18 protein-coding genes are annotated in these 24,771 nt (G+C 35.2%); all 18 read right to left on the bottom strand.

Going from position 1 to position 24,771, the window contains the following annotated elements:
* Positions 1 to 251 precede the first annotated feature (251 nt).
* The gene (locus tag F606_RS20480; RefSeq protein WP_019552544.1) at positions 252 to 1,922 is read right to left on the bottom strand and encodes an O-linked N-acetylglucosamine transferase, SPINDLY family protein; all 1,671 of its coding nucleotides are present in this window, start codon (positions 1,920 to 1,922) and stop codon (positions 252 to 254) included.
* A 26-nt stretch (positions 1,923 to 1,948) separates the two neighbouring features.
* Complete coding sequence (locus F606_RS0103800; RefSeq protein ID WP_019552545.1) at positions 1,949 to 2,803, bottom strand: tetratricopeptide repeat protein; 855 nt, start codon at positions 2,801 to 2,803, stop codon at positions 1,949 to 1,951.
* Between the two features lie 25 nt (positions 2,804 to 2,828).
* Positions 2,829 to 3,923, bottom strand: coding sequence for a UDP-galactopyranose mutase (glf, locus tag F606_RS0103805; RefSeq protein WP_019552546.1), 1,095 nt, complete (start codon positions 3,921 to 3,923; stop codon positions 2,829 to 2,831).
* Positions 3,924 to 3,959: 36 nt separating this feature from the next.
* Positions 3,960 to 5,582, bottom strand: coding sequence for a LicD family protein (locus F606_RS22160; protein ID WP_245542080.1), 1,623 nt, complete (start codon positions 5,580 to 5,582; stop codon positions 3,960 to 3,962).
* Positions 5,583 to 5,610: 28 nt separating this feature from the next.
* Positions 5,611 to 7,143 carry an HAD-IA family hydrolase gene (locus F606_RS22610; protein ID WP_019552548.1) on the bottom strand — a complete coding sequence of 511 codons (1,533 nt, stop codon included), beginning with the start codon at positions 7,141 to 7,143 and terminating at the stop codon, positions 5,611 to 5,613.
* Positions 7,144 to 7,160: 17 nt separating this feature from the next.
* Positions 7,161 to 9,467, bottom strand: a complete 2,307-nt coding sequence (locus F606_RS0103820) for an HAD family hydrolase (RefSeq protein ID WP_019552549.1) — start codon at positions 9,465 to 9,467, stop codon at positions 7,161 to 7,163.
* Positions 9,468 to 9,479: 12 nt separating this feature from the next.
* Positions 9,480 to 11,432, bottom strand: a complete 1,953-nt coding sequence (locus F606_RS20495) for a class I SAM-dependent methyltransferase (protein WP_019552550.1) — start codon at positions 11,430 to 11,432, stop codon at positions 9,480 to 9,482.
* 36 nt (positions 11,433 to 11,468) lie between these two features.
* Positions 11,469 to 12,971: a DUF4422 domain-containing protein gene (locus F606_RS0103830; RefSeq protein ID WP_019552551.1), complete on the bottom strand. Its 1,503-nt coding sequence runs from the start codon at positions 12,969 to 12,971 to the stop codon at positions 11,469 to 11,471.
* Between the two features lie 114 nt (positions 12,972 to 13,085).
* The gene (locus tag F606_RS22165; protein ID WP_019552552.1) at positions 13,086 to 14,288 is read right to left on the bottom strand and encodes a DUF5672 family protein; all 1,203 of its coding nucleotides are present in this window, start codon (positions 14,286 to 14,288) and stop codon (positions 13,086 to 13,088) included.
* A 75-nt stretch (positions 14,289 to 14,363) separates the two neighbouring features.
* The gene (locus tag F606_RS0103840; RefSeq protein ID WP_019552553.1) at positions 14,364 to 15,569 is read right to left on the bottom strand and encodes a DUF5672 family protein; all 1,206 of its coding nucleotides are present in this window, start codon (positions 15,567 to 15,569) and stop codon (positions 14,364 to 14,366) included.
* A gap of 39 nt (positions 15,570 to 15,608) precedes the next feature.
* Positions 15,609 to 17,492, bottom strand: coding sequence for a rhamnan synthesis F family protein (locus tag F606_RS0103845; protein WP_019552554.1), 1,884 nt, complete (start codon positions 17,490 to 17,492; stop codon positions 15,609 to 15,611).
* 30 nt (positions 17,493 to 17,522) lie between these two features.
* The gene (locus tag F606_RS0103850) at positions 17,523 to 18,203 is read right to left on the bottom strand and encodes a rhamnan synthesis F family protein (protein ID WP_019552555.1); all 681 of its coding nucleotides are present in this window, start codon (positions 18,201 to 18,203) and stop codon (positions 17,523 to 17,525) included.
* Complete coding sequence (locus tag F606_RS0103855) at positions 18,203 to 19,087, bottom strand: NAD-dependent epimerase/dehydratase family protein (protein WP_083923944.1); 885 nt, start codon at positions 19,085 to 19,087, stop codon at positions 18,203 to 18,205. The genes F606_RS0103850 and F606_RS0103855 overlap by 1 nt, the downstream gene beginning before the upstream one ends.
* 6 nt (positions 19,088 to 19,093) lie before the next feature.
* On the bottom strand, positions 19,094 to 19,609 hold the full coding sequence (gene rfbC / locus F606_RS0103860; RefSeq protein ID WP_019552557.1) for a dTDP-4-dehydrorhamnose 3,5-epimerase: 516 nt from the start codon (positions 19,607 to 19,609) through the stop codon (positions 19,094 to 19,096).
* Entirely contained in the window at positions 19,606 to 20,847 is a 1,242-nt protein-coding gene (locus F606_RS0103865; RefSeq protein ID WP_019552558.1) for a class I SAM-dependent methyltransferase, read from the bottom strand. The genes rfbC and F606_RS0103865 overlap by 4 nt, the downstream gene beginning before the upstream one ends.
* A gap of 4 nt (positions 20,848 to 20,851) precedes the next feature.
* A complete protein-coding gene (rfbG, locus tag F606_RS0103870; RefSeq protein WP_033368174.1) occupies positions 20,852 to 21,904 on the bottom strand; it encodes a CDP-glucose 4,6-dehydratase in 1,053 nt (350 codons plus the stop codon).
* A gap of 2 nt (positions 21,905 to 21,906) precedes the next feature.
* Positions 21,907 to 22,683 carry a glucose-1-phosphate cytidylyltransferase gene (gene rfbF / locus F606_RS0103875; protein WP_019552560.1) on the bottom strand — a complete coding sequence of 259 codons (777 nt, stop codon included), beginning with the start codon at positions 22,681 to 22,683 and terminating at the stop codon, positions 21,907 to 21,909.
* Positions 22,684 to 22,701: 18 nt separating this feature from the next.
* On the bottom strand, positions 22,702 to 24,762 hold the full coding sequence (locus tag F606_RS0103880; protein ID WP_019552561.1) for a rhamnan synthesis F family protein: 2,061 nt from the start codon (positions 24,760 to 24,762) through the stop codon (positions 22,702 to 22,704).
* Positions 24,763 to 24,771 lie beyond the last annotated feature (9 nt).

Consider the following 24,771-nt stretch of genomic DNA (forward strand, 5'->3'; position numbering starts at 1 on the left):
AAATCATGGATTTCTGTATATACTTTATAAAGTTTATTTGTTATAATAGAAACAGATAGAGATTTAATGCACAGCCTGCCTTGGCTGGATAATAATAGAGGGATTTAATTAATTGGGGCGGTTGTAATATGATTTATAAATAATTTTCCAGAGTTAGAAGCCCATTATTTAAGTTATGTGCCGCCTGCATCAACAGAAACGTCAATAAAAGAAACCAAAAGCCCAACAGATTAAATTTTGTAGGGCTTTTTTTATTGCATAAATTTACTTTGATAAGACTGCCACATGGATTGATACATACACTCAATATCTTTCATGTACTGCTTCTCATCCATTAAAGGTGATTCCAGCATACCCGCCCGCAAAGTTTTATGCAACGTGTCCAAAAGTGTAGGGTGTTTGGAAAATTCTATGGCTTTGGCAATATATTCCGCTTCCGACTCGGCAACCCACGCATCTAACCCAAGATTTTTCAAGATGCTATAGCCAAATCTGGCACCATGTCTTTGTCCTTTTAAAGTCAAAACCGGTATCCCCATATAAAGTGCATCAAATGTCGTGCCCCCGCCCGGATAGGGAAATGTATCCAGTGCAATATCGACCGAAAGATATTCATTCAAATAATCCAGTGAATCACCCCGCAGCTCAACTCGCTCCAAATCAAAACCAGCATTCTGCAAACGACCTTTCGCCAAATCACAAGCCGATGCGCCGTTGAAAATTTCTGTTTTCAATAAAAGACGACTGTCAGGAATACTTGCCATAATGGCTTGCCAAATCTGCAAAACTTCCTTTGTTATTTTCGCAAAATTATTAAAACAGCCAAAGGTAATAAATTTATTACGAATACAAGCAGCGCCTTGCGGCTCTTTCGCATCACTGCGACCCGTATATGAAAACTGGCTGTGCGGTAAACGATATAATTTTTCCACAAATTCATGATCACCAGCACCCGGTGGATCAACATACCGGTCTGTCAGGAAATAATCAACCGCCGCCAGCCCTGTCGTATTGACATATCCCAAACCAGATACCTGAACAGGTGCTGGTTTATAAGCCAAAATTGGCAGCCCGCCATTACAGGAATGCCCGCCAAGTTCCACTAAAATATCAATTTCATCCTCATAAATCAGCTGCGCCGCCCCAGCATAATCGGAATAGTGAACCGTTCGCCAGCCATCAACTTTACTTTGCAACAGCTCTGTAAAGCCGTCCGCATCGCCCAATGAATAGCAAAGCACTTCATATGCCGTATGATCATAAGCAGTTAATAAATTATACATAAAATAAAACATCACATGACTGCGAAAATCAGGTGAAAGATACCCGATCCGCAATTTTTTTTTACTTTTTGGCTTTGCATGTTTAAATAGCTTGATATTCGCAAAGAAATCCTGATACTTTTTATGTTTAGCAAAAAGTTCGACATTACTGATTCCATTTTCATAATGAAGACATAATAAATAACCGCTGTAAGCCCGCACCTGCTCACCAAAGTCTTTATCACTGTGCACTGCCTTCAAATAAGAATCCACAGCCCGCCCCGGGCTTCCCAGTCGAAGCTGAAGGCTTCCCAGCCCCCGCAAAAGATTCGACAGGAAGACCTTATCTCGTTTACGCCTGCCACACGGTAAAACTCCAAGTGCCAGCTCAACCATTTCCATCGCCTGCACATAGTCTTTGAGCTCTTCGTAAATATAGCTAAGCAAACTATAAGCTTCCGCATCATAACTCGTATGATACTGCACCGCTTTTTGTAATGCAGGAATAGCCGCTTCATTATTTTTTAATTGATAACAGGAAACTCCTAAAAAATACAGTAAATCTCCATTATCCGGCTCTGCCACCAGTCTCAGTTGAAGCTGCTGAATCATTTTCTCAAGCACTACATCTGTATTTGTTTGACAACTCTCTATTTTCATTCGTCGCTCCATCATGAAAATTTTATTTAGACATGATCTTTGATTAATTTCAGCAAAGCAAAATCTGTGGTGGGTAATTTTGCCGCATACTGTAATGCTCCAATCGTATCATGAGCAGCAACTGCCAGCAAAACCATATTTCTCAAACTTTCTACATTGTATTCATCAAGTTCCAATGCGGCTAATAATAAAATTTCCGCATCACCCAATTGATCCTCATAATAAGCCTGACCAGCCGATGAATTATACAACGTAATCTTTTCCTGCAAGGAAACTTTTTTATTCGCAATTTTCATTTTTAAAGTTTGTACCGATACTACTTCTTTAACCGTCTCAGCCTCTTGATCTACTGTAACATTTTTCTTCAGATGAATATGTTCTTCAGATTGATTCAGCCCCGGCAAAACTTCTGCTGTTTTAAGATTATTCATAAATTCTGTAATATGTGGATATTCTGCACACAGTTCACTCGTTGAACTTTCTAAAGACTCCAGGATTTCTTGAATTTGTTCTGCTTGCTGATCGGTTAAGTGCTGTGTCGTATTTAAAATAAATTCCAAGACTGCCAAACCATCCTTGGGACGATTCTTGAGAAAACAAATTCGGCTGAGTAAAATACGAGCTCCGATATGTCCACCTTCAAATTCCATGGTTTTATTAGCCCAAACTGCTGCCCTATCATAATCACCATCTAAGAAATAAAGTTCCGCCGCATCAAAAAGAACCTCCACGTCGTAACACTTTAAATTGAATAATTCAATAACTATATCTAATGCATCTTTTACATTGCCTGCTTCCTTATATTCTGTGATTTTGGCTTTTAATTCAACCAACTTGTTTTTCTTTTGATTCTTGGCTAATTTCTTACTTGCTTTTCCCAAAAAGAACACCTCCATGCGTTTTGATTTAAATATTTATGCTTGCAGCTAAAGCTGCTTCAATCACTTTGTCCATATCATAATACTTATAACTACCAAGCCTGCCACCAAAAATGACACGTTTTTCTTTATCTGCTAGTTTTTTATAAGCATTATAAATTTGCGTGTTACGTTCATCATTCACTGTATAATAAGGTTCATCGCCGCGCTGCCACTGCATCGGATATTCCTTCGTCACAACTGTTTTTGGTTGCGTACCAAATTCAAAATGCTTATGCTCGATAATCCGCGTATAAGGAATTTCTTTTTCTGTATAATTAACAACAGCATTGCCTTGATAATTCTCCATATCCAAAACTTCGGTTTCAAAACGTAAGCTTCTATACTCAAGATCACCGCACGCATATTTATAATATGCATCAATCGGTCCTGTAAAAACTATTTTATCAGCCCACGCATCAAAAGTATCTCGCTGCAACAGGTAATCGGTATTAAGTCTAACTTCAATGCCATCTAATAATTTTTCAATCAACTTCGTATACCCACCGATTGGAATTCCCTGATAGCGATCATTAAAATAATTATTATCATACGTGTATCTTACTGGTAAACGTTTGATAATAAAAGGAGGAAGCTCCGTGCATAAATGCCCCCATTGTTTTTCAGTATACCCTTTAACTAGCTTCTCATAAAGATCTTGTCCGATTAAACGGATCGCTTGCTCCTCAAGATTACGCGGTTCACTATCCCCAGAAGCTTGTATCTGTTCTTGAATTTTTTGTTTTGCTTCCATCGGTGTACGAATACCCCAAAGCTTACTAAAAGTATTCATATTAAATGGTAAATTATATAATTCATCTTTATAGAATGCAATCGGTGAATTAATATAATTATTGAATTCAACAAACTGATTAACATACTCCCATACGGGTTTGTTGTTAGTATGGAAAATATGTGCACCATACTTATGAATATTAATACCTTCTATTGCTTCAGTATAAACATTGCCTCCAATATGGCTTCGTTTTTCAATAAGCAAGCAACGTTTTCCTCGATTCTTTGCTTCCTTGGCAAAAACTGCTCCAAAAAGACCAGCTCCGACAATCAGATAATCATACAACATAAAACCCCTCCCCTGAATTAGACCGATCGATCCACTCTATTTTATCTCGATAATTTCTATTACTTCCTTCAGATCAGTAATTTTTTTGCTATTTTTTCGTTCAGCTTGTGTAATAAATAAACAAGAAAAATGATACAGCTTCCAATCAGAAAACAAGTCTGTTATTTCTGCTTCAACGACATGATCTACATATTTCAACGCCATCAACATTCGTTTACAGTGTTTATATGATGATCCCGCTTCATCTTGATCAGCATTCATTACCATATTTACTCCAACCAATAAATGATCACATTTCATTTTTGCCTTTTGCAAATTTCGAAGTTGTTGCCATTCCAACGTCTGAAGTGGATTCATAATATAATACCCAACTGGATATTTCTCTTGACTCTTGTCAAAACGAGCAATTTCGTTAGGTGAACCAAACAAGCCAGGAAAATTATCTGTATATATATAGTATTCTTCAATCCCCATCGTTCGAAGCTGCCTGCCAATTTCCCGAAAATAATTATTGCAAATAATGACATGCATTTTTTCTACCGCCATCGATTTCAATACTTCAGGGCTTTTTATAGGAATTCCAGCTTGCGTTATACCCCAGTTTTTCTGATCATTATCCACATAAAAATCCGGTTGAAATTTTCTGCCAACTTTCTGCAAATAATCATAAGTCATATTCCCCGTACCAAAAAGCACGATGGTTTTTCCATCTGTCTTTTTAAAAACATCCTGAAACCGTCTTTGATATACTGCATACGATTCATCAAGATCCCATAATGCGGGATGGTGCGGTTCTCGCTCTCTTAATGGCAAATAAGATAAAAATTGTTTACCATACTGTATTTCTAAACATCGCCAGAATCCCTTCGGTGCAGGCACTTGCAGATTTTCAAAATTTAAAATAATAACATCTGAAAAATCTTCTTTATAAAAAGTCAAATACTCATTTTTTTGATTATACGAGGTATAAATCGAAAATTCATTCGTTGTTTTTCTATTATACTGTTGACAAAAGCAGTTCAATTTCCTCTGTAAAAGACCCTTGTTTAAAAACTTTGCTATAAAAACGTATATTTCCCATTGCCATTTTTTTATACACTTATTTTTTCCTTGAGATATTTCTCGTTGCTGATAATCTTTTTTATAAAATTTCGCCCATAAAAGTTTTTGGTAAAATGAAATTTTTTTTGCTTGTCCTCTACGTTTTTCAACATCATCAGCACAATTATCAAAAGGAAGGATATCAAGTCCAATTCCCTGATTAAACGTCTCCAAGAAAGTATGCTTTTCTATGCAAGTTGTATTACTATTACGAAACTTCATCATTCCTCGATGCCAAAACTCCGGATCAGTGTCTGTTGTCTGCAAAAAATATGGTTTTTCCGTCAAATAAGCTAAACTCTTCAATCTTTCAAAATCGGCTCGTGGCATCAAAATATCAACATCATCATCCCATGGAATAAACCCTTGATGACGAACCGCTCCTAACAGCGTCCCAAAACCAATAAAATATTTCAACTGATATTTTGTACAAAGCTCTTGAAATACTGTCAATAAATCCAGATTAATTGCCCATACCTGCTTCATTTCTCTTGTTACGCGGTAATCAGAAATTATTTCTTCTTCAAAAAAGTCTTCCCGCAAGTTCACATGCATCATCCATTCCAATTTTCAGCTCGCATTTATTTTAAACAACCCATACAATTTTTCTTCTTTCAATTCCAAAGGTCACTAAGGTATTTTTGATTTCTTCTGCTATTTTTCTATTCAAAACAGCTATCATAATCTGATCAAATTCAACTTCATTTAAATGTTCAACCGGTTCCACTGGTAGTCCTTCTTGCTGCTTCAAAATATAATTTTTGTCAATCCAAGCCACGCATTTTTTATCTGAGATTTGCTGCAAACGATCATATAAATGTTGCCCCAATTTTCCCGCACCATAAATAGCTATTTTATGTTTCAAAATACTGTATGGCAAAGATAGACACTCTTCTACGCTGTCATGTTCTACCGCATATACCAAATTATCAATTTGTTCATCATCTACAACATCCCTGCCAAATAATCGATCTAACTTACATTTTCCTAAAAGAAGCTGCACCCGAGGATCTCGTTCTTTTGACTGCAAGATAATCCTCTCTCGTTTTGACAATGCCGTCGTTTTATCATGAATCGTATGAATCCCCATTTCTTTTGCGACTTTTATATCTGCAATCGCATTATCGCCACAATGAACCCAATTAGAATATTCCGCGTTTTCCTGTTTTTGTACTACTTGATACAGACTGTTTGACGATTTGGTCCTTCCATATGCCGACGAAACATACAAAGGAATATCCCTCAGTTCTAAATTTACTTTTGTGAGCATCTTACGAATAATATCTTTTTCAAGATACATATCCGAAATAAACACAATTCGATGCCCAGCTTTTTTCAGCGCCTTTACCTGTGCAATATTTTTTTCTATACCAACGACGTTATCCAATTCCAACTGCTTTTCCAAATCAGTTAATATTTGAATCTGTTGCGAATCAAGCATCTCATACATAGCAAAGATCTCATATATTTCATATAGAGTAATATCTTCCCTATCACAAAATTCATGTCGAGCTGCTCGTTCATAATAAATACGTAAATCATAGAAATTATTTTTTACTCGATCAGGCAGACAAAATTTTTCATTTTCCTGTAAATATTGCTGCATTAATGAAAAAATCCCTCTGGGTGTTGCCGTTTTTCTTGTAATCAATGTATCGAAAACATCGAAAGAAAAAAAATAATTTCCTTCATAAAGAATGGTTGATTTTACTCTCATCTTTATTTTAGTAGAGCTTGTCTCTTCCGTATAGGGAAAAAAGACTATATCCGATCCAAGATTTCGTAAAGCTTTCGTCAGTTCTTCCCACTCACCAGCATGATCATCCCCCGAAAAATGGCAATCATAATGGTAAAGTTCCCATGCTTTGAGTTTATCTTCATTTAAAAAGTCCACTTTTTCTACCTGATCTACATATTTTATTGCTTTTACAATCACAGCACGTTCACTATACGGAATATAAGGATACTCGCCCTTATATTTATAATTCAGTTCATCACTGGCCACACCAACAATCAAATACTCACAATAATCTTTAGCTTTTTTTAACAAATTCAAATGTCCAATATGAAAAAGGTCAAACGTTCCCTGCACATAACCTGTTTTATATTTTTTTTCCATAAGTCTGCCTCTTTTTATCATATATTTAAATATTCTACCACTTTTCCCAAACAAATAATCTTTTCATCTGGTATCCCCATGGAAAGGATATTTTCTCGAGCCTGCATAGCAAGCTGTGTATCAAGAATAGCAATCAATATTGCGTCATACGTAACCTCGCCCAATGCACATATATCTCCAGTAACTGGTTGCCCCTGTTTAATAAAACGAGAGTAATTTTGATCCAGCCATTGCACAACTGAAACATTTGCCTGCTTCATGTAATAGTAAATTTCCCTACCATACTTCCCAGCCCCATAAAGAACTATTCGTTCACCAAATAACGAATAAGGCAACCCCTGCGTTTGTAACGAAAAGCTTGGAGATTGGGGTACTATGGTATGCGTAAACCGCTCGTAACGCTGAATGACATCCAGTCGTTTTTTCTGATAAAATTCTATTTTACGTATCTCAAATACATTGCAGCGCAACCTAGAAAACTCTAAATCCGTTCCCTTATAATATTGATCAACTGCTTCATTAGGATGCCATAAATATATGTCCCGTATGTTTTGTTTCGTCAGCTTTGGTGCAAACCCTAATACCTTTTTTTCTCTTCCAGTAACACTATTTGGCATATCCGCAAAAAAGTCCAATAGTTTTTGATCTGGATGATGCATTATATACTCCATATACTGTAGCAAAAGGTCAATCTGCACAGATACATGATACCTTTCTACAATAGATGCATACGCTTTAACAAAACCCTCTATGCCTTTGGTATAATCATCGTAACCATGCTCAATGATAGCCTCTCCTTCACCAGCCTTTAACAACGGCACTACTTTATCGTTCTCTATCTTATATCCTTCCGTCTGTCCATGCGAAGCCCGACAAATCATCTCAATAACCAACTCATTTTTCAACTTACTTGGTAAAAAATTATAGTAGATACAATTTTTCATAAGATTAATTTTATCCATTTTAAAGAAAAACGTCCGTACAGGGCCATCATAAAAATCTTGCATAAGCTTTGCTAAGCAACTCTGTGTAAGTCCGCCACCACCTAGATCAACAAAAGCAAAATCATCATCCGAGGTATCCACTTCCTGCTGTAAATATCGCTGTACCAATAATCGTGTCGGTCGTTGACGCTCAAAGAACCACCGACGGAACTCAAACTGCTTCTCTAACAACATAATACATATACATAAAGCGGCATATGATATCTGCCGCTTTGGATGGTGATATTCCTTAGGCAAAAAACGTTTAAGTTCATCCACAGTAACCTGCAACGTTTCTGCAAGCTTTTCCATCGTCGTAATACGTATAGGATACATCCAACCTATTAATCGTCGCAAACTCCCTAGCTCATTTTCATAAGATGGCATGCGCCAAGCCCTACGTGATCCATAAATATAATGTGTCGTAATCGGCAACTGCCATTTCGTTATTAAAATAGTTGCAATTTTTTGCAAGATATACCCGTCCCGAGCAATAAAATACAGTCGCCGAATACCTCTACGCTTAGCCTCCTCCAGCATCCACTGTACGTAAGGAAACAATATTGGTGCAGCTGCCGTACATCCTATGGCTGCTGCCTCACACCATTGCTCATGAAGTCGTTCATTTCGGCTTACGCCAATTAATAACTGCGTAAACATATCCTGCTCATGAGCATTCAATCGATCTGCCTCAATAGGCAAAAATGCTTCATAGCTAAATCTTTCGGCCCTGATACCTAACTGTCGGGGTTGCTCGACATCTGACTGTAGATTGTTCCCTACATGTTGCCAATTATAAAATTCTACATTTTCGCACTCCTGAACAACTTTATACAATATTCCCGAAGATTTCCTTTTTTTATACTCTGACGAAACATATAGCGGAATTTCACTTAAAAATGCTTCTGCCTTTCTTAACATCTGGCGAATTGTTGCCGCATCCATATATGCATCCACAATCAAAACGACTCGTTCTCCCTGCTCCACTAACGATCTGACCCTGTCAATATTCTTCGTAACACCTATAACTTGGTCAATTTCCGTGTGCCGTTCCAATATAGCCAAGGACTCCAAAACGGCCATTGGCAGATTGCCAACGGTCCCCAGTGCCTCATATATTTGTTCAAGCGTTACCTCCTCAACCCGATTACGCTGATAGTGCATACGCGCCAATTCCTCAGAATGAATACGCAACGCATAGAAATTCTCTCGAATATACTGTGACAGTTGCTCACTAAAAGACTTTTCCTGCAACCGCTGCTGCATAAGCGTGAAAATCCCACGCGGCGTTGCCGTAGTGCGTGTAATCAATGTATCAAAAACATCAAAACTATAAAACATTCTGCATCATTCCTATTCTCTTGTATAAACCTTGTACCCAGCAACACCCATTTTCTCAAGTTGCGCTCCTACTTCCCAGTAAAAGCGACTACAAACAATAACCTGTCGCTCATTTTCAGGTACATTTAAAATTTCTTGTGGATTCCTGATTTCTACACCACAGCGTTTTGTTCCCCATTTCTCCGTATCATTATCTGCCACAAAAATCGGTGTATGTTCTTTGCCATGCTTTCGCATATAGCTATCAAATATAGAGCCAGCACAAAATATAACAATTTGCCTGTCCATAGGCCCTTCAAACAGCTCAGCAAATAAATCATGACATCTCTTTTCATCTAATCCAAGTAGACTTGCATTCCTCTGCATTTGCAGCGTATCCACTGCTGCCCATCGATAAAATTGCCAATACAGTTCATGCTGTCGTACATCATGCAGAAAATGTTCATTCTCTTCCTGTAAAAAAATATCCCAAAGTTCTGTTAATCCATATTTTTCTTTTAACATATCTAAAGATATATATCGTTTCATCTGAGGCGTAAAAACATAAATATAATGAATGGCCCTGAACAGCACATATTTCGCTGGATAATTTTCCTTCACATATTCCTGATCAAAAAACAAGAAATCGCCATTGTGATAAAAACAATTTAACGGTATAAGCTCCAAGTAAGCTTGTTCCAAAATTGGCCCCCATTGAAGATTTTCTTCTCGCAGTAACGCATTTTTTTCAGGTGAAACATATTCCGCTGATTGCAAAATCAGCTGCCATAGGCGCTCAATAATATTCAAGAATTCGCCTGGATGCCTTGTAACACTTTCCTTTAAATAATTGGATAGTGTATTTGCCTGAATCCGCGGCATAACAACACCGGTTCCGTCCCATACATGCGGTACCATCGGCACCCCACGATCCTCCAATTTTGTTGTCCTTGACACCAATGTCTTGGCATGGGCAATGCCCTCATCAAATATAGGTTTCTTGCAAACACGCTGATCAGAGTAAATAACTGTAGCAAATGCTCTATTTCTGCCTCGATCCGTGGAAATTGCTGCATAGATGACTTTTGAAAAATGCGCTGGCTGACCACACTCAATTAAATAAGAATTCGCAAAAAAGGGGAATACATTACCAGCAACAATATCGTCATATAAATCATTTTCATTCGCCAATAAAGTTTTAGGGTTCAAAGAATATGGAATCAACCGTTCCTGTACATTTTTTTCTGGCAGATAGGCATCCGTATAGACAAGCTGTGGCAATTTATAATCCGGTAGCGGATAATAGAATTTTCGTTTCAGCACACCTGCCTGTTCCAAAATATTTTCCAGTTCATTTTTAGTGAAGGACTTTCCTAAAGCCCCCTTCATAAAACCACTAATGCCAGCAAATGATCGATTAGCATGTGGCTCCTGCGCTCCACAAAAATATTTCAAACCATAACGGTTTTCGACCGCGATCAGCAACACTCCCGTTGGTTTCAAGAAAGCCCTCAGTTGACGAACATAATCCGCATAAACCTGTGGATTCCGATTTCCCTTTCCTATAGTTTCTAGTCCACCAGCAAGAATAATATAATCAAATTTTATTTCAGAAGGTAAAGTCGCTATCCCGCCTGCATAGACCGTAAGATTATCCCGTTCCGCATAACGCCGATAAACAGATTCAGCTCGGAAAGACTGCTCCTCTAATGCAGTCACTCTCGCACACTTTCGGCAAAATAACCCTGTAAGTGCCCCAAAAGCAGCTCCAATCTCTAAAAGATCTGACTCTTTTGTAAAATCGTACCAACTAAAGAGCCCCATACGTAAATCACTTAAATGATAAAAAACTTCCCACCGCGGGTCTTTTTGAATAACCTCATCATACTGGTCTGTTTTATTCGTTTCAATATACTGCCGTATATCCATATCAATAACGTCTATTTCTTCAGCTATCTTGATTTTTGATTGATGGAAAATCGCCATATTCTAACGCTCCTTATAACGAAATAAAGCCTTAAATCATGAAATTAATAAGACTGGGCATTCTCGTACCCGCAACTGATGATGCATCAACCACACAGTCAGCATACGTTCAGCAATAAACCCTATGATGCGTTTACTATAATCATCATACTTGCTAATATCGATAAAGCTCGCTGCATCAGTAATAAAAGAAAACAACCACTCACAATATACATCTAAAACGGCTTTTTTCATAACAAACATATTACAGGGATAAAAGGCCATTCCCAACATAACCATATCAAAAGCATCAACATATTCAGGCTGTCGTTGGATCAGCAAGTTCTTAACAATTTTCATTCCAATATCATAGGCATCTCTCATCACCCCATCAAATAGAACTTTGTTAACCGTCCGATCTGGATAGGAGCACTCTGCCCGCGCAACTAGAACATCGTACTTTTTCAACCAATCTCTTATCACATCTTCGTCTAAAATATTATTCAAGGATTCATCCGTTTTATCCTTCAACAAATATCTTCTGTAATGATTTAACCCTATATACTGACAATGCACATGCTTCCACATCCAGTATAGAGCCGTACATTCATTGATCCATGGATTCAGACTAGATATATTTTCACCTGTATCATCGCGAATATATCCATACCCAGCCTTGTTTTGACTACCAGCATGGATTGGTATATAGATTTTTCCTTTCGGTAGCGTAAATTTTTTGTGTGTGACTACATAGACTTTCACAGTGTTCTTCAGTTGTCTATGTTTTTTAATCATCAAAAAACATGAAAAAGCATTGGCCACAACCTCAACCTGACCAAACTCTTGAAACACCATTTTTGTCCAATGCTTATAACGGCCATTATTTTGCCAAGGTATATTTAATATGATATACTCCGACAACAAATATGTTTGCCGTATATGTTCCTTACAGTCTTCGAGTTTCATATCAAAAAACGAATTCAGAAAAAGTATCGCATCATAATTTTGATTCATTAATTCACCTTTACGTGTATAGATATGCTCATAAAGATTATAGGAAGAAGCATATCTTTTCCCAGCAAGCAGTTTATAGCTATCCAGTAAGTATTCTCCATCAAGACCACACAATCGTGTATCTTGCCGATTTAGTACATCATATCTACCCAATTGCTGCCCAAAATCTAATACTGTTTTTAAGTTTTTTAGCCTCATACAAGAAATAATACCCTCCACTGAACGCCATGCAGAAAACATTTGTTTTTTCTCTATGCTAACCTTCTCTTTTTCAGCGTAAAAATACCAACTAAAAACCTTACTCTCCGGTATTTGTAAATCATTTACCAATTGCTTATATATCTCAAAAAAATTTTTTGTTGAAAAAATCACTATGCTGGAAAAATCGTACTGTTTAATTTCTTCTGGAGCAATAATTTTTTTTCCATAAAGAAAAGTGTGCTGTTTTTTCACACTATTATCAGCCAGACATAGTATTTGTTCAAAATCGATAACATCCCGCAGGCCCTTCAAAACTTCTCCTGTGCCAAATAAAACAGCAGCCATTTTTCGCCCCCTAATAATGTGTGTTCAGTACAAATCATCCATATAATACATTTAGCTAATAGATTTGACATGTCTTACAGTTTATATAAATATTATACACATGCCAAGGCTCACCTAATATTTTTCATTTAACAATCTATAATATACTTGGACCAGCTTTTTTTCAATATCAGAAAAAAATATAAAATCAACATTCTTTTTTAGTTGAACTGTCTCTAATTTCGCCCCGACTTCTCCCTCGTATTTTTTAGTTGCTACTATAATAATGGACTTTTTCATCGCAATATCTTTATCTTTAGGATTTTGTAATAATATATTTAAAGCACTTTTTTGTAAATTTACGTTAGTTTCATATATTGCACAAACTCCAACACGGCACATTCGTAATAAATTTACACATCTTTTTCCTATAATTCCAAACCCCCAAACACTATATAGCAAGTCTGCTTTCAATACTAAATTTAAAGCTTTTCTAACTCTCTCTATATTCTTTTCTTGAACGATTCTTTTGTATAAACACGTAATTATATAATCAGTACGTAATTCCATATAATTTTTCTTATTCGTATAAAGACTAACTGCCTCATCATAACGATAACCATAACTTTGAATAATTGACCACCATATATCGAAATTATCCTTATACCATCCATGACACCCGAATGGTAAGTATTTTTTCAACGTTTTATACCTGTGATTGGCGTCATATTCTATTGAAAAATTTGAAGCTTTATACGCTTCCGGAACGTTGAACTTAATTCCTTTTAAATTGCTGCATACTGCAAAAAACTTGTCTTCAAACTGAAACATATCATCTATAAGCCAAGCGGGATACATATTAGCAGCTTCTTGTACGATATATTCTTTATTCTGCAAAATTGTAATCATAGCCTGGATCTTTCTTAATGAAAAACCTCCATTTCCTACACGTTTCCTCAATGGACTCCATAAGCATAATGGAACTGGTGCTCCAATATAATCAAAGTTTAGCGCACAAAATTCATTCAGTCTATCAGAAAACACAAATGCATCTAATTGATATACTAATAAAAATTTATATGACTTAAAGCGTTGATAAAATTCTATCGATAGCATCATATCACTATAAGTCCCTACACTCTGAAAATATTTATCATCAAATTTTTCTATCATAAAATCAGAATATTCCTCACCGTAATCGAACACCATGGACTCTGGTGCAACAAAACATTTTGGATATTTTCCTAAAACGTTTTGAAGTTGAGTTAATGATATTTTTTCAAACTGACTAATTTTTTTTTTATATATGGGCACAACAATCACAACCTGTCTATCCATTAGCATCCTTCTTCCATATTTTATCTTCTTTATTATTACAACTTTATAGGAAAATTATACACAATATCAAAATTATCAGTTTCTGATATTATGATATATATTATGCATATATGTTTGTAAAAACATTTCCTCAACTTGGCTAAAAAACAAAAAATCTTTTTTTTCAATAAAACCTATGCTTCTTAAATATATAGCGATATCATGTTCATATTTAGACGTTGTTATTATAATAACTGATTGTTTCTTTAAAAGCTCAGACATAGTTGGTTTATGTACACTACAGCCTTCAATATGAACATCACCATTTCTCATACCATCCCATAAAGAAAATATCCCGATGCCTCCCAAGGACAACAACTCTAAGCATCTTTTTCCATCTAGCCCCATTCCCCACAAACTATATAGTTGCTTTGGATTAAGTATTTCTGACAAAACCGTTCTTAGTGTATTCTGATTTTCCTTCCGTTTGGATCGAATTATTATATAATTAGGGACAAGCCCCATGTTTAATTTTCTTATTTTCCAATTTTCCCAAGGTTTAATCTCATCTTTTATTTCCTCAATATTATATCCATATTTTTGTATAAATTTTTTCCAAATTAAAAATCTACCTTTGTACCATCCATGTGTTCCAAATGGTAAATTTTTTTCTAACCTGCCATAGCAGTGCCTAACATTATATTCTATTGAAAATCTCAATGCTATTTGAATGCTGGGCACTTTAAAATTCAACTTTTCTTTGGTACCACAAAAGGCCCAAAAAAGATCTTCTGTTTTATAAAATAGCTTTCCTAATGAATGATGTAAACAAAGATCATCCTTGTCCTGTAAGATGCGAAGAAAACTCTTTACTCTTCTTAATGAAAATCCTCCATTCCCTACATAACTATCTATATCATGCCATCCTCCCATAAATTTACTTACTGGTGACCCAATATAATCAAAATCCAACTGACAAAAATCCATTAACTTATCTGAAAAAACGAATGCATCTAGGTGATATATCAAAATATATTCATACTGCAGAAATCTAGAATAAAATTCTTCTGACAGCAACAATTTACTATGTGACTCAGTACTTCCAAAATAACATTCATCAAATCGTTCTGTTTTGTATTCTTTATATTCATCACCAAAATCAAAAGCTAAAGATTTTGGTGCAACAAATATTTTAGTGTGGTGTTTCAAAATCTTATTAACTTGTTCTAAAGATATTCGTTCTAAAAGGCTTAATTTATCATTGTTTCCTAAAGGAATAACAACAGCAACCATTCTATCCATATATAAACACACCTATTCTCACTGATTTCATCATTCTTATTAAATTGCAACAAATAAATTTTCAGATCCAAACTTTTTTGCGGTTAATAATTCTTTAATCATTTTTTTTACAGCAGGATCTTGTATTGCTAAAACAATTCCAATAGATGCTTCAAAATCAATCTCCGCAACTTCATATATTTTATGCCCATACAGTAAAACATCATCCTGCTCTTTTTGTGAAACTATAAAGCCTGTATATTCTATCTGCTCCCGTTCCATCAACTGAGAAAACTTTTTCCCAAAATAGCCTTTTCCATATATGTATAACCTTGAAAATCTTTGCCTTACTTTTTTTACATTGGCCAACACTAATTCTAATTTCAAATCACTAATACAATCTATATCTTTATTTGGTGAGGTCGTCTTTAATTCAGATTCCACTTTTTTCCATTTTTCCATCATATAATCAACAGCATAAGCAGTAGTTTGTATAATCCCAAAGCATCTTTTTCGTTTTTTTAGTATCTCTACAAATGAACATTCCACGTCATCGCTCAACAAAGATACAAAAAAATCTCGTCGACACCATAAATCATACGTTAGGGAGACAGCCGTCTCAGATAGCATCACATATTTATCTCGTTGTCTTATATATGCAGCCAAAAAGTCAATTCTTTTGTCTTCCGACAATATATGCAATACTTTTTTTAAGTAAGAAAAAGATACCAACATATTATCATATTTTTCATAGTTGTAATCATGTACTATCCCTATATATTTACAGCACCCAAATTCTTTATGAACTAAGCCTATATATTTCTCTATATATCTATTTTTATCTGAACCAAAATACTTGATATGGCATTCTGGTAGAAAATCTTTTATTATATTATATTGCTCATTATTAATAAAATCATCTAAAATACATATGCAAATAGTAATATTAGCAGCGATTTTTTTTAATGTTTTTAATCGAGCACTATCCCACTCATGTAAATTGCCTATAAAAAAAAATACAATAGCATTTTCTATTTTTTCAAAACATGGAACATTTTTATTATTTGGTATCACAAAATTAAGATGTAGTACTTGCTGAACTTCTGCCATGTCTTGTGTTCTCAATATATTATTCCATATAAGGTTTATATCATATTCTGTATATTGAGTAATATATTGAAGTACTAGTTTCACATCCTCATTCATATCATAATCAATATTTATGAATGAAAAAACCTTTCTTTTTAAAACAGGGCAATGCTTTTCTTTTATAAACTGATAATTTACATGATATATTTGCGTAAAATTTTTCTTTATATCATTACATTCCATATAAAAAGGATAGTCTATATAACTATCCCATCTATATCCCCTCTGACTAAACCATTGTGTAAATCGTAATTCAAACTGAAATACTGCATCCTTATAATTATCAATTGCGCCATTTTGTTCTTTCCAAAATTTTTTAAAATCATTATTATGTAGAAGTCGGCTATTTACAAATAAAAAGTATGCTTGCAAATGTTCTATTATATAGCCCCACGCACCCTTATTTAATGGTTTCTGTTTCGTAATTCCCCAAAAATCTAGATTTTTATTTTGCATTTCATTGAACATTTTATCAAACGGATAAATAGGACCGAAAAATGTATTATTAAAAAAAATCAAGCTATCATATTCACAAACTTTTTCCCATCCAATAAAATTAACTAAAACATCCTTATATGCACCTGAATCATAGCCAATATTTTTTCGTATCAAAATATCATCTGTATAGATGCTAAAACGTTCATAAAATTCATCACGTAAAATACCATTACATACAATGACTAAATCATCAACATACGAGTTCATCGCATCTAATAAATAAAAAACATATTCATCCGCAATACCCTCAGCATCATACATATTAAAAATTGCCAATATTTTTTTATCTGCTATCATTTCAAACACCCTATTCCTTTGCCAATCGTTTCAGAGGTCAATCTTCTCTATTAAATATCCTAAGTCATCCATATAGATCGCAGCATATTCATTATTTTGCACCTCAATAAACTCACTGTTTCTTGTGATTTTTTCTCTCCGAATCCAACATGCCCTTTGAAATATGCTTAGACTATCATCTGGCACAGATACGTTTAGAGTGTTTAACTTCATTCTCAAATATTCAAGACTAACTGGCTCTTTAGGGTAGATTCTGCTAATTTGTTTATCTTTTAGAAAAAGATCTAAAAGATTTTGTATGTAAATGGATGATTTCAGTAAATTTTCCATCAAACAATATCGGTAAGATTTTAAAAATGCTTTTGTATTATGTTTTAAAAATTCCCGGTTAACTGGCAGAAAGCATATATAATCAAATGCTTTCATTTGATGTGCCGTCTTATTCAAAATGGATGAAAAATCTAGCGCAAGTTTTTCATCTGCACAGAAATGATACGCGACTGGATTTTTTTTATTATTTATGACTTCATTTACAATATCTTTTTCCACGTAAAAAAAAACCTCAAATCTGTCATCCAATCTTTCTATATACTCCAGCGCTAAATGATAAAATTCGATATCCGGAACATCCAAAAATATTCCCATTTTTTTATCGCTTAAATTTTGTACAGATGCTACATTTTCATCAAAAGGTAGTATATACTGCTTCATTAAAAACAAACTCCCTCATATGTTTTTAACCCATCCAATAAACTATATTTATGTTTGAATTTCAGTGCATTCAATTTCTGAATTTCGCCAACAATACAGACCTGCCCCTCATTAGGTTGACATTCCAAATAACCTGTTTTATCTACCTGCCGAGCAACAGTCATAAGTATGTCTCTGATTGTATGCCCCTGTCCTGTACATATATTAATAATTCCTGCAGCCTCAATATGACCTACAAATACGGTAAAAATTTCTGCAACATCATCTATATGGATATAATCCACTCTATTATTTGGCGTTCGACAAATAAATTTTTTATTTGCCAGCAAACTTTTGCGCACACTAGTAATAAGCTTCCTATCCTCTTCCCCTGGACCATAAGGATAAAAAATTCGTCCCCAAACAAATCTTGCTTTATATTGTATACACAAACTCTTCAATTCAGTATAAGCTGCCAATTTAGATTCTCCATACAAAGTTTTCGGTATGGCAGGCATATTTTCCTTTAATTTGGAACACGCTGATAGCTCATACTCTAAACAGGTTCCGCTACCAATAATAACCTTACCACCATTTTCCAAAAACACCTTTGCAAGCACCTTACTCCACTCCACCCATTGACAGTTTTCAAAAGATGCCATATAATCTGCTTCTTTTACATTCCAAGCAAGATGCACAAGAATCTCTGGTTTAATATTCTTTATGGCAGTTTTTAAACCCATTTCATCCGATATTGCTCCTTGTATATAATGCAGCCGGCCTTTATCGTTTTTCTTTTGTCTAGTCAAAACATAAATTTCATATTGCTGTTGTTTCATTAAAGCATTAACTACAGCCGTCCCAATAAACCCTGTACCACCAGTAACAAAAATTTTCTTCATCATAACCCCTTAATAACTTTGGTCTTTTTTAGATATAATTTTATCTAAAATCGGCCACTGTATATTAAATCTTTCATCATTATATCCGATACCTTCACCAGAATCCGGCTGGTAAAATGATCCCATCTGATAATAAACTATGCTATCATCCCGCAAACTCTGAAATCCATGGGCCACTCCCGCAGGAATATACAACATTTGATGATTTTCCGCACTTAATTCTGCCGCCACCCATTTACCATAAGTTTTAGAATTTTTTCGGACATCTAAGGCCACATCATAAATTGCCCCCTGTAGACAGGATACCACCTTGACCTCCTCATAAGGTGGTATCTGATAATGCATACCACGCAATGTCCCCTTCTTTTTATTATAAGAAAGATTACACTGCAAAAACTCTGTACATAAACCATATTCAGCAAACTCTTTTTGACAAAAACTACGTGCAAAAAAACCACGCTCATCTTCATGCTTCTCAATAGAAATTAAGTATACACCCGGTATCGCTAACTCTTTAAAAATCATTCAACAATCTCCACTTCTGGAATTGGCAAAAGGAACTTTGCGCCCCAAGCCTTTACATAATGAAGCTGCTGCATAATCTCCTCTTTTAAATTCCAAGGTAATATTAATATATAGTCAGGCTTCGTTTCACGGATTTTATCTGGACTGTAGACTGGAATACATGATCCTGGAAGCAACGTATTCTGCTTATGCGGATTCATATCAACAGCATAGTCAATAAATTCCTGCCGAATCCCGCAATAATTCAAGAGTGTATTTCCCTTAGCTGCTGCACCATAGACCACAATATTTTTATTTTGGCGTTTTAATTCAATCAGACAAGATAACAAATCATACTTTACTTTTTTCACGCTCTCTGAAAAAGTAAGATATGTATTGATTTGATCCAGCCCTGCTTTTTTTTCCTTCTCCAGTATGCGCGCTACATTATCACTAACTATATAACGAGAGCAATTCGCATGACAGGCAAAAATTCGCAAAGAGCCACCATGTGTTGCCCACTCCTGCACATCAAATAAGCGTAAGCCGTGAGCGGCAAAAATCTGCTGCACGGTCAAAAAAGATAAATAGGAAAAATGTTCATGATAAATCGTATCGAACTGATTCTTTTCGATTAAATTCAGCAGATGTGGAAACTCCATTGTGACAATGCCGTCATCTGCTAATAAAATTTTCATTCCTGCAACAAAGTCATTGATATCAGGTACATGTGCCAAAACATTATTCCCTAACAACAAATCTGCTTTTTTCCCTTCACTAACTAACTTTTGCGCCAATGCAGTTCCAAAAAATTCACTGATTGTAGGAATTCCTTTTTCTTTTTTCGCAACTTCTGCCACATTTTTTGCTGGTTCAATTCCTAATACTGGAATGTCAACTTCTTTAAAATATTGCAAAAGATATCCATCATTACTGGCAATTTCCACAACCTGTGAATGATTATTTATATCATGATTTTTGACCATATATTCCACATAATCTTTCGCATGCTTTAACCAACTTGTCGAAAAAGAACTGAAATATGCATAATCATTGAAAATATCGGAAGGAGTTTCAAATTCTTCCAACTGAACTAAAAAACATTGATCACATACTCGTACATGCAGTGGATAGCTGATTTGACCCTGTTCACTTTTATCCATCGAAATGTATGAATTAGATAACGGTGACATCCCCAAATCTATAAAAGTATGCTTTATCTCATGTTGACAAAATCGGCAAAATATTTTTTTTCTCATTGTATCATACTCCTTGAAATTCATTAATTTGCTGCAAAGAAATTTCTCTCATATCTGTCTTTTGTTCTATCCACGCGTTATACCAAGCCACCGTCATTTTTACCGCCTGCTCCAATTCGAGCGAAGGTTCCCAATGCAATATACTACTAGCCTTGGATATGTCCAGTTCTAAATTCCGATTTTCGTGTAAATTATCTTTAACTTCCACTTTATACTTTCCACCAGTAAAATCACATACAAGTTTTACGACCTCTTCCACCATACGCTGTGCACTCCGCTCCGGACCAAAATTCCAAGCCTCTGCCCATGGAGTGCCTTCCATATACAATTTCTCAGCCAACATCAAATAGCCTTTCAACGGTTCCAATACAAATTGCCATGGTCGAATTGCCTCTGGATTGCGCAAAATAATTTCCCGATGATTTTGAATCGCACGAATACAATCTGGAATCAGACGATCCTTCGCCCAATCACCACCACCAATAACATTTCCTGCTCGCGCTGTTGCCAAAAATATTTTATTTTCCTGAAAAAAAGACAAGCGATAAGACTGCGCAACCAACTCTGCGCAAGCCTTACTTGATGCATATGGATCATAACCGCCAAGGGGGTCCGATTCCCTATATCCCCATATCCATTCCTTATTTTCATAACATTTATCGGTTGTAATAATAACAATAGATTTAACAGATGGGCACTTTCTTGCAGCTTCCAATATATTAACAGTCCCCATAACATTGGTTGCATAAGTTTCTAATGGGTAACGATACGATTCACGCACTAATGGTTGGGCAGCCAAATGAAAAATAATTTCTGGCTCACACTTCCGCATATATGCCGAAACAGACTCTTGATTACGGATATCCCCATATTGATTATGCAAAATATCTTCTAAATGACATTCGGCAAACATATTCGGCGTTTTAGGCATTTCTAAGGCATAGCCGTACACCTCAGCTTGAAGCGAATGAAGCCACAAAGATAACCATGACCCTTTAAAACCAGTATGACCAGTAACCAGTACTTTTTTCCCTCGCCAAAAAGATTTATCTACCATATTTACCAGACCTTCCATGGAGCTTTTCCCTTATTCCAAAGTTCCTCCAGCAACTTCTTATCTCTCATCGTATCCATAGATTGCCAAAATCCAAGGTGATTATATGCAATCATTTCATTCTCTTTTACCATGCGTTCCAACGGTTCACGTTCTAAATAAGTATCATCGCCGGTAATATAACCAAAAACATCTGGTTCAAATACAAAAAAGCCACCGCTAACACATCCACCATCTCCTAATGGTTTTTCTTGAAATGCATTTACTATATTACTTTGTTCATGGATACTCAACGCACCATACCGGCCTGCCGGTCTGATTGCTGTGACTGTCACTTTCTTTCTATTTTCTCGATGGTATTCCAGCAATTTTGTAATATTAATATCGCTGACACCATCCCCGTAAGTCATCATGAACGTTTCATTTCCTATATAGTCTTTTACACGTTTCAGTCTACCACCAGTCATTGTCTCATATCCCGTATCAACTAAGGTAACACGCCATGGCTCTGCATGATGTGTATGTATAATCTGCTGGTTTCCCTCTCTAAAATCAAACGTAATATCTGACTCATGCAAATAATAATTTGCAAAATATTCTTTAATGTAATACCCTTTATATCCAAGACAAATAATAAAATCTGTTATTCCATAATACGAATATATCTTCATAATATGCCAAAGAATAGGTCGACCACCAATTTCAATCATCGGCTTTGGCCGAATCACCGATTCCTCACTAATACGCGTACCAAAGCCACCTGCTAAAATAACTGCTTTCATAATAGTACCCCCTAAAATTCATATGCAAAATATATGCTTACACCCATGCTTTTGTGCCTCTTGCAAAAGGAACGCTTGCGATGATTGCTTAACAGCTATAATAATTCCTATATTATCTATAAAATTCATATCAGATATATACTCTATAGATATAGGCCATTTAATAGATAGTTTTTTTTGTCCATTAGATATCAAAAATCCATTTACATAGACACCAGCTTTTTGCAAAATCTCACATATTCCAGTTCCATAATCACCAGCACCATAAATATAAATTTTTTTATGTTTTCTAGCAAATTCTATCATTTGTTTATCACGCCATGCATTGATAAAACTTACAAATTCTCTAGAACCAAACTCTACTTGCGCTCTGTTAACTAATTTTTGCAATAAATATTGCAAATCCACATTGGCTACCGATGCATATTCTGCTGTCTCAAGCGTTGCTGAATAAAAACCTGCACTCTGTGCCATATAAATTAAAATTCTATATAGTGCCTTTCGCCTCGCTTCCTCAAACTCAGTGGTCACCCACTGCTCGATATTAAAATTTTTTTTAAACAGTGCAGTCAAAATTTCTGTCCTGCACCAAAATGACCCTGCATAACCAAAGGTGCTTTTTACTATTGAAAGATTACATTTCAAGCCTAGTTTTTTAGACAATACTTTTGTCTCACCAAAACAGCCCGACCATGTATCACCTAGCTCTGCAAAAAAACGCGCATGGTAAGCTTCTGACGGAGCTAACAATCCCATTTTAGAATTCCCGTTAAACAATTCAATAACATTTTCTATATAATCATCATTTTGTATTAAATTATTCCATGTATTACATTTAAACGTTTCTTCTATTAAAATTGATTCTCTTTTTTCTACTCTATAATCATTCACTACACAGATATATTTATATTGGTTCAATATCTTTTCTTGCCCTGAAATCCATTCAAAAAAACAGTTCCCATTATAAACAACAATATTATATTGCTTTTTTCCTGTCGCTAAACATTTTTCTTTTAGCAGTGCTGCCTCCGCTCCATCTCTAACTACGATAATAATAGGCGTATCATTTGATAATATGGCAACATAATCTGTAAAGTTTTTCTCTATTTGCTCCTGATACGGCATATTAAAAATGATTACTTTATCATCAGATTTCATATCAGTTGATGATTTATCTATCGGCAAAATATAATTCAAATGCAAAGACTCTCTTAAATCAACGACGTTATATACACGCAAAAGATTTTCCCAAATCATATTCACATCATAATCCGTTTCTTTAACAATATACTCCATTCCCCGACGCAAATCTTCATGCCCTGAATGCAAAAAAATATCATCTATTTGCATAAATGCTTTTTTTTTCAAAACAGGACACTGATATCGATAAATCAACTCCCCTGCATGCAATGTGCATTGAGGAAAATTGTTGTTTTTACAACTAGAATCATACTTTGTATCACCCACATATGTACCCCATTTATAACCTGCTTTTTCAAAATCACTTGTAAATGCAAATTCAAAATCGGCTACGGCAGTCTTATAGCTACCAGCTATTCCTAAATTATTTTTATTCCAAAAATCCCTAAAAATATTACTACACAATAAATTTTTCCGCACTACAACAAAGTATGCCTGTATATGACGTGGAATATATGAAAACCATCCATGGACCATTTCAGACCGATTAGTATCATCTGTCTCTGACATTTTTGTCAAACCCCAATAATCCAACTCCGATTTTTTCTCCATTGCCGAGAATATATTACTCCAATGAACAAACGGCCCATAATAAGTATCATTACTCAAAATAAGCTCATCATATTTATAAACATTTTCCCATCCTATAAACTTATTTAAAGCTTCCTTATAAGCTCCTGCATCTCCACCTAAATCAGCTCTTATATATACATTGTCAGCATATTTCTTCAACATACTCTCATATTCAGCTTTTATCATGCCATTATATACAACAACTAATCGATTAGACACACTACGTAGTTCCGCTAATAAATATAGTACATACCTATCAACAATCCCATCTTTATCATACATTTGAAATATACATAATCGATTCATATTCATACC

Source organism: Propionispira raffinosivorans DSM 20765, from assembly GCF_000381065.1.
In the GTDB taxonomy this organism is placed as follows: Bacteria; Bacillota; Negativicutes; order Selenomonadales; family Selenomonadaceae; genus Propionispira; species Propionispira raffinosivorans.